Annotated in this window: 7 protein-coding genes and 1 pseudogene; 3 read left to right on the top strand and 5 right to left on the bottom strand. The window is 60.6% G+C overall.

Annotated elements, in window-relative coordinates; all coding sequences use genetic code 11:
* Window positions 1-109 precede the first annotated feature (109 nt).
* From tpx to PSCI_RS21630, 5 genes and pseudogenes are all read right to left on the bottom strand, one after another.
* Complete coding sequence (gene tpx, locus PSCI_RS21650; protein ID WP_045490903.1) at window positions 110-610, bottom strand: thiol peroxidase; 501 nt, start codon at window positions 608-610, stop codon at window positions 110-112.
* A 169-nt stretch (window positions 611-779) separates the two neighbouring features.
* Window positions 780-4,469: a translocation/assembly module TamB domain-containing protein gene (locus tag PSCI_RS21645; protein WP_045490902.1), complete on the bottom strand. Its 3,690-nt coding sequence runs from the start codon at window positions 4,467-4,469 to the stop codon at window positions 780-782.
* A complete protein-coding gene (locus PSCI_RS21640) occupies window positions 4,466-6,190 on the bottom strand; it encodes an autotransporter assembly complex protein TamA (protein ID WP_045490901.1) in 1,725 nt (574 codons plus the stop codon). The genes PSCI_RS21645 and PSCI_RS21640 overlap by 4 nt, the downstream gene beginning before the upstream one ends.
* A gap of 67 nt (window positions 6,191-6,257) precedes the next feature.
* Complete coding sequence (locus PSCI_RS21635) at window positions 6,258-6,920, bottom strand: GNAT family N-acetyltransferase (protein ID WP_045490900.1); 663 nt, start codon at window positions 6,918-6,920, stop codon at window positions 6,258-6,260.
* A gap of 121 nt (window positions 6,921-7,041) precedes the next feature.
* Window positions 7,042-8,104, bottom strand: a pseudogene (locus PSCI_RS21630) (RNA-guided endonuclease InsQ/TnpB family protein).
* A 193-nt stretch (window positions 8,105-8,297) separates the two neighbouring features.
* Between PSCI_RS21630 and xthA the strand changes: the two are divergent.
* The 3 genes from xthA (at window position 8,298) to PSCI_RS21615 (ending at window position 11,535) form a co-directional block, all read left to right on the top strand.
* On the top strand, window positions 8,298-9,110 hold the full coding sequence (gene xthA / locus PSCI_RS21625) for an exodeoxyribonuclease III (protein WP_045490899.1): 813 nt from the start codon (window positions 8,298-8,300) through the stop codon (window positions 9,108-9,110).
* A 96-nt stretch (window positions 9,111-9,206) separates the two neighbouring features.
* Window positions 9,207-10,541 (top strand): substrate-binding domain-containing protein, encoded by a 1,335-nt coding sequence (locus tag PSCI_RS21620; protein WP_045490898.1) that lies wholly within the window; start codon window positions 9,207-9,209, stop codon window positions 10,539-10,541.
* Window positions 10,542-10,626: 85 nt separating this feature from the next.
* The gene (locus tag PSCI_RS21615; protein WP_045490897.1) at window positions 10,627-11,535 is read left to right on the top strand and encodes a LysR family transcriptional regulator; all 909 of its coding nucleotides are present in this window, start codon (window positions 10,627-10,629) and stop codon (window positions 11,533-11,535) included.
* The last annotated feature ends 1,073 nt before the right edge of the window (window positions 11,536-12,608 follow it).

Genomic DNA, 12,608 nt, shown 5'->3' with positions numbered 1-12,608 from the left:
AACCATCTGATACGCAAATGAAAACGGCCTGGATCACAGACCGGCGAAATTTCGTTGATGAAACGAAACAGCGCCGGCCCATTCTCAGGCCGTCAGGCAGCGCGAGGTGTTATTTCAGAACGGAAAGCGCCGCTTCATAATTAGGCTCTTCAGCGATCTCGCCCACCAGCTCGGTGTGCAGGACCTTGTCGTTCTCGTCGAGCACGACCACAGCGCGAGCGGTCAGGCCGGCCAGCGGGCCATCGGCAATCGCAACACCGTACTGGCTGGCGAAGCCGGCAGCGCGGAACGTTGACAGGCTCTTGACGTTTTCCAGACCTTCGGCGCCGCAGAAGCGTGCCTGGGCGAATGGCAGGTCAGCCGAGATGCACAGCATCACGGTGTTGGCCAGTTCGTTGGCCTGGGCGTTGAACTTGCGCACCGAGGTGGCGCAGGTCGGCGTGTCAACGCTTGGGAAGATGTTCAGCACTTTGCGCTTGCCGGCCAGGTCAGCCAGCGAAACCTCGGCCAGGCCAGCGCCGACCAGGGTAAACGCCGGGGCAGTGCTGCCGGTGGCAGGCAGTTCGCCGTTGATGCTGACCGGGTTGCCTTTGAGAGTTACTTGAGCCATGAAACAGGATCCTTGTTCAAGATGATCTGGATGGGATCGGCAGTTAAGCATGAATCAGTCATATGACCTAGAGGCTACAAGACACCTTAAAGCACGCTCTGATCGGTCCAGCCGACCCATAAAGGCGAATGATTCTCAACTGATCCATGCCACTTGTCTACTGGCCGCCTCAGAAATCCCGCTTATAGAAGATATCCAGTGAGCTGGCCAGGCCACTGGCTGCCTCCAGATACACCCGTTTACTCAGCAGATAACGCAGCGCGATGGTATTGGCCGGCTCAAAAACTCCAACGCCATAACGCAAGCTGAGCTTGTCGGTGATCTTGCCGCTGGCCACCACACTGGTCTGATTGCCGGTGCCAGCCGTATCGAGCTCAAAGTCCTTGATCCCAAGGTTACTGGCCAGCTTGCCGGTGGTTCCGGCGCTGCCCGCCACCCCCAGAGCCAATGCCGCCTGGGCAACCATATTGTTGTCTTCGCTGTTGGTGCTCAGCGGGCGGCCCATGACCAGATAGGACAGCGCCTGCTCCTGGCTCATGGCCGGCTCAGAGAACACCGTGGTGGTCGGTTGTTCGGCACTGCCGCTCAGGCGGATCCCGGCCACCACTTCATCGACCTGACGAATCGCTTCGATATCCAGATACGGCTGGTCGATCGGCCCGACGAAGAACAGCCGTGCCTTACGAATGGTCAGGCGCTGGCCGTAGGCGCGGTAGCGGCCCTCGTTGAGGTTCAGTTCGCCACGGGTGTCGAGATTGTCACCGATGTGCACACGACCGGCCAGGTTGGCGGTCAGGCCAAAACCGGAAAAGGCCAATTGCTCTTGCCCGACCAACACATTGATATCCATGGCCATGGCCAAAGGCGGTGCACCCTGCTCGGTCTGCTGGCCGACGATAACCGTGTCGCCGGAGACCTTGACGGTTGAGGGCGGCAACTCGCGTACCGTGATCCGCCCTTTGGGCACCTGTACGGTCCCGGCGATTTTCAGTTGACCGCCTTGCAGGGTGATATTCAGGTCTGGTGCGGCCTCAAGTTCCGCATAAGGCTGGACCACGATCGGCAGGCGAGTGCCGCGCACCCGCACATCCACTGCCAGGGCGTCGCCCCAGGCCAACTGACCACTCACGTTACCCTGGCCAACATCGCCGCTTTTCCAGCCGCCGCTGAGCTGCACGTTCTCGCCGGCGATCTGCGCATTCAGACGCAGATCCTTGACCTGCAAGGGCAACTCAGGCCCGCTGACTTCACCGCCTTCCAGGCTCAGGTTGCCGTTGACCAGCGGCGCCAGCAGCCCGCCAGAAATCCGCCCGCTGCCACTGAGGCGACCCGCCAAGGTCTGCACCATAGGCGCAAACGGCCGCGCCACGGCGACATCCAGGCCGCTCAGCGAAAAGTCGCCGCTGATCGGCTTGTTGCGCGCCAGCGGATCGATCCGCGTATTGAGCAGCAAACGTCCGAGCCGGTCACCGTCGAACTCCAGCCGTGAGTCGATGCGTTTGGGGGTCAGCTTACTGGTCAGTTGCAGGGTGCGGTACGGGAAATCCAGCCATTGCTGCTGGTCACGAATACGCAAGGTCCCACCGCCGGCATCCACACTGATCTGCCCCGTTGGACCTGCGGCCGGCAGGTCCAGGGCCACATCGGCATTGAGGATGCCGCGCCAGGCGAAGTCCTTTGGCATCCATTGCGCCAGGCTGTCGATAGGGAAATTCTTCAGTTGGTAGCGCAAGCGCGGATCGGGCATCAGCCGCTGATTTTCGCCACACAGGCTGGCGTTGCCCGATAACCAGCAATGCGCGCCAAAATTGAGCGTGCCGCTGGCAAGGTATTCCAGGCGCGCCGGCGCTTGCAGGCGCCACTGCTGACCACCGCTTTGTACTTCACCGCTGGCCAGCCGCCCGCGCCAGTTGCCTTGATCCAGATTGCCGTCCAGCGCCAGCGCCAGTTTCAACAACGGCCCTTGCAGGTCGACGTTCAGTTGCTGGCTCTTTAACGTGCCTTGAGCGTCAGCCTGCAGCGTGCCCAGTCGCGTGTCGCCACTCTGGATGCCATCGCCCTTGAGGCTCAGGGTCGCGCGCTGCGCCTGATCGAGCTTGCCATCCAGATTCAGGCGTTGCAGCCGATTATCCTCAAAGCCCAGGCCGCTCCCCGCGAGCTTGACCAGACCTTGCGGAGCTTGCAGCGTACCGGAAACCTCCAGTTGCCCCCTGGCCTGACCTTGCAGCCCCGGCCACAGCTGCGCCAGACGCGGCAGGTCAAGACTCAACTGCCCGCGCAGGCGCTGATCGAGCCCGCCTTTACCCTGGATCCGGTTGTCGCCCAGCCGCACCAGCAGGTTGTCGAGTTGCCATTGCTGACCATCGCCCGCCGCCTTGGCCTGCAACGCCGCCGGCTGGCCACGCAGACGACCGGCAAGGTCCAGATCAGCCAGCAGCTCGAGCGTGTCGCCTTGCATGCTGCCCTTGCTGCGTAACTGACCGCCCAGGGTGCCGGGCAGTTGCGCGACCCAGAAGGCCGGGTTCAGAGCGCTGAGTTTCAGATCGGTGTCCCACCCCACCCCCTCGGCAAACGCCAGATTCAGATAGCCGCTGGCCTTGCCCTGCCCTGCCTCCAGTTCAAGCTGTGGCAGATAGACCGCTTGCAGATCGCCACTGAACGGGCTTTGCAGGCTGAACGCACCGGCCGGGCCATCAGCCTTGGCGCTGAAGTTGCCCAGGTATTTGCCATCGGTGTAAGACACCACGGCCTTGAACTGACGCACCGCCACCGGCGGCTCGGCCACTGCCGGGTACAGGCGCTGCCAGGGGAAGTCCAGCCAGTCCAGGCTGGCATCGGCTTTAAGGCCTTCAGCCCAGCCCAGCGTGCCCTTGAGGGTGACGCGTTGCTGCTCGCTGGCGGTCAACTCCAGCCCGGCGATCTGCGCACCGGCCGCATCCACCTTGCCCTCCAGCCGCAATGCCACCGGGCCTTTTTCTGCCGGCAGGCTGGCGTTGCCGTGCAGCTGATAGCCCTGCTGCAGATTGCCCGCGGCAGTCAGTTGCAGCTTTTCCAGGGTCAAGGTGTCGGGCAGATCGGCACTGGCCTTGAATGCCTCGCTGGTGATGTTCAAGCGTGCCGGCAACTGCTCGGCCAACGGCTGCAGCTCAGCGCTGAGCAGCGCGTCCAGATAGCCGCTGCTTTGCCCTTGCAATTGCAGGGTCTTGCGCAGATCGCCCTGAATATCCAGCGCCAGCGTCCAGCTTTGCTCGCCTTGCGGCGGCAGTTGGACCTGACCCTGAATGTTCAGCGGCCAGTCACCGACCGGCTGCAACAGCCCGGACACGTCCACTTGCAGATCATCACGTTGCAGGTGGATCCGGTCGAGCTGCAGCCCTGCGGCGGTCCAGTGAGCGGCCACTTGCAGGTCTTGAAGTTGCTGCACGCCGTCGATCTGCAGGCTGGCGATCCTGATGTCCTGCACCTCGATGCCCAGTGGCAGGCTCAAGTCTGGCAATTGCAGCGGCCCGCTCGGCGTGTCAGCTTCGCTGGCCGGCAATTGCAGACTGATCGGGCCGCTATGCAGACGTTCAATGCACAGCGTCATGCGCCAAAGACAAGCGGGCGACCAGTCGAGCTCGGGATTGACGACCAGCACCTGCTGCTGCCCCTGTTGCCAGTGCAGTTTTTCGGCCTGCCAATGCCCACCCAGCCGACCACTGAACTGCTCGACCTGCAAACCCGGCACCTGGCGCAGCAGCCATTGGCTGCCAGCCTGAGTGCCGAGCAGACCGGACAGGACCAGCAGCAGAACAATAATCACAGCCAGCAGGCTGAGCGCGGCGATCATCAGGCCACGTCCGATGCGGCGAGTATTCATAGTTCCGGCCCCATGGAAAAGTGCAGGCGTACGCCACCATCGCCATCGAGCGGATGGGCCAGGTCAAGGCGCAACGGACCGACCGGCGACACCCAGCGCACACCAAAGCCGACCCCGGTCTTCAGGCTCGGCAGGTCCAGATTATTGAAGGCGTTACCCTGGTCGACGAATGCCGCAAGGCGCCACTTTTCGGCAATCGAATACTGGTATTCAGCGCTGGCAGCGACCATGTAGCGGCCACCGATCCGGTCACCATCGGAGTTGGTCGGTGACAGGGTCTGGTAGTCATAACCCCGGACGCTCTGGTCACCACCGGCAAAGAAGCGCAGTGACGGCGGAATTGAGGAATAGCCATTGGTCCAGTTGCCGCCGATCTGCACCCGGCCCAGAAAGCGGTGATTCTGGCCCAGGGTGGTCAGGCCCTTGGCCATGGCGCTGCCGCGCAGCAGGTTGGTATCGGACAACATACCCTCGGCCGCGACCTGAGCATCGAACTGCAACCGATAACCGTTGTGTGGGTCAATCCGGTTATCGCTGCGCAGGAATGAATAGCTGACACCGGGCATCAGCAACGTGCTGAGCCCGGAATCATCGCCAAGCCGATACTCTTCGCGCTGCCATTTCAACGATACCACCCGCTCCCAGCCGCTGGGCAACTTGCTGTGCCACTCCGGGCCAAGGGTCAGCAGTTTGCTGAGGGTGTCAGTGCCGGCGATCTCTTCATACTGATAACCACCGGCATACCGCAGTTTGTCAGTCAGCTGCGGGTCGAGCGGCACATCGTAGTACAGACCGATGTTCTGCCGGGGTGCCGACAATTCCGATTCGAAGCCATAACTGTGCCCTTGGGGGTTGGCCCAGTGGCGGGTCCAGTTGGCTTTGCCGCGCGGCCCGACGTCGGTGGAAAAGCCCAGCCCCAGGCCCATGGTCCGGGGCTTGCGGGTTTCAAGCTGCACCGTGACCGGGATGACCTGGCCTTGCGCGGCGGTCGGCGCCGCATCGACCCGCACGCCTTCAAAATAGCCACTCGATTGCATGGCCTGATTGAGTTCGGCGATCAGTTGTGAATCGTAGGGGGTGTTTTCCTTGAACGGCACCATGCGGCGCAGCAGGTCCGGGTCCAGCGGTGTGTCGCCGCCGAAACTGACCGGCCCCAGCACATAGCGCGGGCCGCTGTCATACACCAGCTCGATATCCGCCACGGCGCCCTGCGGGTCGACCCGCAGTTGCTGACGGCTGAAGCGGCCGCTGAAGAACCCATAGCGTGAGGCCTGGTTCTGGATCAGCTTCTTGGCGTCTTCATAGAGGCCATGGTTGAGCGGTTTGCCGGGTTGCAGCGCTTCACTTCTGGGCACCTTGAACGCCGCCATTTGAGCAGCCGGGCCTTCGACCCGTACGGTGACATTGCGCAAGCGCACCGGCTCGCCCGGCTCGATCCGGATAATCAGCTGCGGCTGTTTGCCATCGCGAACCTCGGTATCGATCCTGGCCTGGTAATAGCCCAGCGCCTGCGCAGCGGTCTGCGCCTGCTGCACGGCGCCCAGGCGAAACTGCTCCAGCGCCTGGGCATTACGATCGCCCAGGCTGCCAATGTAACCTTCAACGTTCTCCTTGAGCGCCGCATTGGCGGGACTGATATCCACCTCCAGACGCGCCTGGGCATGGACCGTGGCGCTCATGGAGACAACGAACAAGCTGCTGAATAATCTGGAAAGCTTCATGGGTCCCGATGCTAACACGACTCAGTGGCACGCCCGTGAGCGGACAAAGCGTCGAAGTTTCAATCCCTTAGGTAGCAGGTTGCGCCAAAGCCCGTGGACTTGGGTGAAAGAACACATGCTCACGAATCGGTCCTACCGCCACTTCACCGATTTGCTCGTAGCCCTGCTGTTTATAGAATTCAAGATAGCGGGGATTTCCAGTGTCGAGGACCACGCCACGTGAATGCTCATCAACTGCGCACCAGTCATGCAGCGCCTGCAACAGCCGTTCAGACAAGCGCTGGCCCAGCACCTGGCCCTGATAGGCGGGGTCCAGACCGACCAGCGGCAGCACGTGCACCGCTTGGGTCGGCAGGCAAGCGAGCACCGCGTTGTAGTAGTCCAGATAGCGCTGGGTGCAGCTCAGGCCGGTGCTGAGCACCATGCGCAACCGCCACGCCCAGCTTTCGGTCACCCCCAGCCGGCGCTGCGGCGGCGCGATCAACGCCACGCCCGCCAGCCTGTCCTCGACAAACAGCCCCAGCGCCGGCAAGTCCTGCAAAAAGTGCTGCTTGACCAATTCCCTGACCGTGGCCTTGACCCGTTGCTCGTAGCCCGCCCGCTGGGCATTGAATACGTAAGAGAAATTAGGATCGTTGCGATAGGCCTGAAACAGCAGATTACGGGTTTCACGACTGTAACCGCTGTCGAGTTGACGGATATCGATCTGGGGGGCAGTAGAGTCAGGCATACAACAAACCTCGTGATAAAGGGCAGCGCAGATACAGCAACGCTCGGGATGCACTGGGTCAGAGTCATGGCCATCTGCGACAGTTCCAACAAAATTCAGGCCTTTTGACATCCTCCCCGCCCTAAAGGGCGGGGATTCCCACAACTGGACGCTCATGCCCGAGCGCGAGAATGTTCTTTGCGGCGTTGACGTCGCGGTCGTGGGTGACACCGCACCCACAACAAGTCCATTCCCTTATTCCAAGCCCTGCGATACCTCTGGGCCTCGAGTCCGGCAATTGCTTGCAGCTCGAACAGGTTTGGGTGGTGTTTCTCTCGCTGACAACCTTGAAAATCGTGCCTGCGTGATCGCATTTGTATTCCAGCATGGTTTTCAATTGGCCCCAGCCGGCGTCCAGCACCGACTTGGCCATCCTGGTTTTCGCGAGTTTCAGTGAGTTCACATCGCCCACCACAATCGACGCCACAACGCGCGACCAGCGCGTTGCTGAACTTGTGCAGGGCATCCTTGCGGCGGTTCGCAATTTTGGCGTGAATCGCCCGCACACGGGCCTTCTTGCCGGCGCGCTGGGCCGTGCCCAGCGACTTTTCAAGGTCTCGGTAGAAGCGTCCGCTTTCGAGCCTGTCACCGTCGCTGCAAGTGGCCGTGGTTTTCAACCCAAGGTCGATACCCACGGCATCCTGGCCCGGCGACAGCTGGCGGTCGACCTCGACCACGACGTTGAAATACCAGCGTCCACGGCTGTCCTCGTTGAAGCTACCGGATCTGAATTTAAAACCCGCCAGGCCGTAGCTGTCCCAGACCTTGAAGTGCTGTTTGTTAAAGACGACCTGGCCGTTTTTCCAGACAGCAGCGCCGGCCTTGAGGGGCACCCAGCCCAGGCTGCGCCGAGCACCGCCCGAGCAGCGCCAGCGGAGCTGGCGCTTTTTGAACTGCTTGCGCCGTGTGACATATTCGTCGGCAACAGCCTGCACCGATTGGCTGTGCAGTCCCAGGTCTTTGCTGGCCCCGTTGGTGTACTTGTGAATGTCGAACGCCGACAGAAAACGACCATGCTCACGAATCGAGCGACTGCTCAACTCTTTTACGTAGTTCCACACAAAATTCACAGCACGAGACGCTTCACGCAGCTGCGCTGCGTGCTTGTCTCGCACTCGAATCTTGAGGGTTCTGGTCGCTTTCATTTCAATCATGAAACACAGAATAGGGGCGGCTTTATGGATATTAACCCCTATGACCGCTTCGCGGTGGCGCTTTCATCCCCCACCTGAAGGAGGGGGCTTTTCGCGCCAGCTTGGTAACAGCCGTCTACAGACTGGCCCCGAACTCACAGGTTGGTTAGCATCGCGGTTTCGTTTTTGCCAGGACCTGCACGCTATGAAAATTGTCTCGTTCAACATCAATGGCCTGCGCGCCCGCCCCCACCAGTTGGCGGCGCTGATCGAGAAATATCAGCCGGACGTGATCGGCCTGCAGGAAACCAAGGTCGCTGACGAACAGTTCCCCCATGCCGAGATCGAGGCGCTGGGTTACCACGTGCATTACCACGGGCAAAAAGGCCATTACGGCGTCGCGCTGTTGTCGAAGAACATGCCGCTGGCGCTGCATAAAGGTTTCGATACGGATGATGAAGAGGCCCAGAAGCGTTTCATCTGGGGTACCTATGCCGACCACAACGGCCAGCCGGTGACCATCATGAACGGCTACTTCCCGCAGGGCGAAAGCCGCGACCACCCCACCAAGTTCCCGGCCAAGCAGCGCTTCTACAGCGACCTGCAGGCGCTGCTGGAAAGCCGCTTCAGCAATGACCAGGCGCTGGTGGTGATGGGCGATGTGAATATTTCTCCGCAGGACTGCGATATCGGCATCGGTGCCGACAACGCCAAGCGCTGGCTGAAAACCGGTAAATGCAGCTTTTTACCTGAAGAGCGCGAGTGGATGGAACGCCTGAAAAACTGGGGGCTGGTCGACAGCTTCCGCCATCTCAACCCTGAGGTCAGTGATCGCTTCAGTTGGTTCGACTACCGCAGCCGGGGTTTTGAGGATGAACCCAAACGCGGCCTGCGCATCGACCTGATCATGACCACTCAGGGCTTGCTGCCACGGGTCAAGGCGGCAGGGATCGATTACGACCTGCGCGGCATGGAAAAACCCTCGGACCATGCACCGATCTGGCTGGAACTGAGCTGAGCCATCGGCGCTGGCGACGTCTGGCGTTGCGGCGTCATCGCGCCGTCATGTTTGTGTCTTAATCTTGCGGCACTTGCATGCTTCAAGGTGATGTCGATGTTTCGTGCGCTGCTGTTTGCGCTGCTGCTGGCAGGTTCAATGCTGTCCGTGGCGGCGCAGACCGCGCCGGACAGTCCGGCCCCGGTCTTGCGCCTGCAAGGCTCCAATACCATCAACGCTCAGCTAGGCCCGAGGTTGATCGAAGGCCTGATGCGCGAACAAGGCCTGCAGCAGATACAGACCCGTGCCAGTGCAGTGGCCAATGAACAACGTGTCACCGGCCAGGATATCGACGCCAGCATCTGGCAGGCACAGGTCGCCGCGCATGGTTCCAGCACCGGTTTCAAGGCACTGCAAGGCGGCCTGACCGATGTCGCCGCTTCGTCGCGACCGATCAAGCACCAGGAGCTGCTGGCCTTGGCCAGCCTGGGGGATCTGCGCAGCCCACAGGCCGAGCACGTGATTGGCATTGATGGCGTCGCGGTGATCGTGCATCCGGGCAACCCGCTGCGCCAGCTCGACACCCAGACCCTGGCGCGTATTTTCAGCGGCGAAATCAGCGACTGGCAGACCATTGGCGGCACGCCTGGGCGAATAGTGCTGTATGCCCGCGATGAGCAATCCGGGACTTGGGAAACGTTTCGTGAGCTGGTGTTGACCGCGCATGCCAAAGCGCTGTCAGCCGGGGCGCGACGGCTGGAGTCGAGCGAGCAACTGGCCGACGAAGTCAGTCGCACGCCCAACGCCATCGGTTTCATCGGTCTGCCTTGGGTCCGCCGCGCCCGCGCGCTGGCCATTGCTGACGGCGACGCGCAACCGCTGCTGCCGACGATCGAATCGATTGCCACGGAAGACTATCCGCTGACGCGGCGGCTTTACTTGTATCTGCCGCCGCACCTGCAAAATCCCTGGGCGCAGGCTCTGGTGCGGTTTGCCCAAAGCCGCCAGGGGCAGGCGATTGTTGCCGCCAGTGGCTTCGTGGCACAGCAGATCCAGACCATACAGACGCGCCCCGACCTACAGATGAGCAGTCAATACCAGGCATTGAGCCGCCACGCGCAGCGGTTGTCAGTGAATTTCCGCTTTGAACAGGGCAGCGCCCGGCTGGATAACAAGGCATTGTTTGACGTGCAGCGCCTGGTGGATTACCTGAGCGCCCATGACAAACTCGATCGACAGGTCACCCTGGTGGGGTTTGGCGATGCCAAGGACGACCCGCAACGCGCCCTGCTGCTGTCGCGCCTGCGGGCCATGGCGGTGCGCCGTGAGCTGCTGCGCCATGATGTGATCCTGCGCGACGTGCTGGGCCAGGGTGAGGACATGCCGGTCGCCGATGACGATACAGCGCAGGGGCGAATCCGCAATCGGCGGGTGGAGGTCTGGGTGCACTGACCAGCAGGGTGGCGTGCAGTTGCTGCAGGCACGGCTATGATCAATTTGAACATGGCCGTGGGCCACGACAAGAGGCGCCTGCACGATGACGCTGCATAAAGTCGATCTGAATCTGTTCGTGGTGTTCGATGCCATTTACACCGAGTCCAGCCTGACCCGCGCCGGGCAAAATATCGGTATCACTCAGCCGGCCGTTTCCAATGCGCTGGCGCGGCTGCGCGAAACCTTCAATGACCCATTGTTCCTGCGCACCGCGCACGGCATGATCCCCACCCCGATGGCCCGGCGGATTGTCGGCCCGATCCGTAACGCCCTTTCGCTGCTACAGGTGTCGGTGCAGCAAAGCCGGGGTTTCGATCCTTTGCTGAGCAACAGAACCTTGCGCATCAGCATGAACGACCTCAGTGAGGTTTTATTGCTGCCCAGGCTGCTGCAACGCCTGCAGCAACTGGCGCCAGACCTGTGCATCGAAAGTTTTGGCAGCCGCCACCACGAAATTCCCCAGGCACTGGCGGCAGGACACCTTGATCTGGCAATCGACGCGCCCGCGCCGGGCGATGCACAGATACACCACCTCAAACTCCTTGAAGACCGCTACGTGTGCGCAATGCGCAAGCAGCATCCGCTGGCGCAGCATGACACTCTGGAACTTGAGCAATACCTTGCCCAGCCGCAGATTCTGGTGGCCCACCCGCGTGACAAACCTCATAGCATTGACTTGGCACTGGCCAGGCTAGGCCGGCAACGACGCATCGCCCTGCGCTCGCGCAATCACCTGATGGCCTGGCACGCCCTGCAACAGACCGACCTGATCATGACTGTGCCGGAACACTTCGCTCGTCAGCACGCTCTGCATTGGGTCAATCTGCCGGTCGAACAACCCGCCTTACTGGAAACCCACCTTTACTGGCATGAAAGCACCGACCATGACCCGGCCAACCGCTGGATGCGCGAACAGCTGATCGAGCTTTGCCTGGCGATGTGCCTGGAATAGCCCACCTGAAGCGCTGGGTAACAGGGTTTGCGCTTGACAGCAGCACGCGCGTCGGGCAGCACGTGCGACACCTTGTCACACAGTGTTACCCTTGTTGATGAATGCATCAGGATTCGGGTAGCACGGAAACATTTCAATTGCGTGACTCGGCCTACAGCAGGACGATGCACGGATGAAATCCCCGGATTACGGGGCTTTTAAAAAGTTGGCACGGCTTCTGCTATATATTCCAGTACAACAAGAACAAAAAAACGCGACACACCAATAAAAACAAGATGTACGGCTCTGACATAACAAGAACAACACGCACAGAGGCGCAGCCAACAGATTTTTTTGGAGTCGATAGTTTTCCGGGGCTTTGTCCTCGCAACCCGTCAAAGAACAACAAGACTGCCCAAGGCAGCTGCCCGACTGGTTGGATCGTTTGATGAAAGCTGATCAGCGCTCAAAAAAATACGTTTGCTCTTGATCCCGTATGGGGATCGCCAAAGCGGTAACGGGTACGGTCACCAAAAACAACAACAGGCCACCCGAACAATAAAAAGAGCATACCAAGAAACCTTGAAGGGGAGCCCAGGCTCCCCTTCGTGCTATGTGCGGTACAGCCACTGCCCATGCACAGCCCTTACCGCCCCTTTCACGACCAGGACGGATCGCCGCCCGGCCGCCCCCGCCCCGATTCTGACTTGAAACAAAGTGGGAACGAGCTCGCTCGTGAAGACAATGGCACATGCACAGCAGATTCAGGGCTCATACCCGCCCCTTCACGACCAGAACGGATCGCCGCCCGGTCGCTCCCCCCCCCGATTCTGATCTGAAATGAAGTGCGACCAAGCGGGCAGCAAGAAGAGTCGTATACCCTAGAGAAAATCCATCAGTGCGGGGCAATGGATTGTAAATTTCAATGAGGGGCAAAAAAGCGTTGACCTAAAAATGATAATGATTATTATTTCATCAGCTGGTCGCGAGACCGGCGGATAACCCAGGAGTCTTAGGTCGACTCCAGGATTATCTCCTCATCAGGCTAATCACGGTTTTTGACCCGGCTTTTTGCCGGGTCTTTTTTTTGGTTT

Source organism: Pseudomonas sp. StFLB209, assembly GCF_000829415.1.
Lineage (GTDB): Bacteria > Pseudomonadota > Gammaproteobacteria > Pseudomonadales > Pseudomonadaceae > Aquipseudomonas.
The sequence above is the reverse complement of the archived record's forward strand: the minus strand, read 5'-3'. Positions and strand labels throughout refer to the sequence as shown.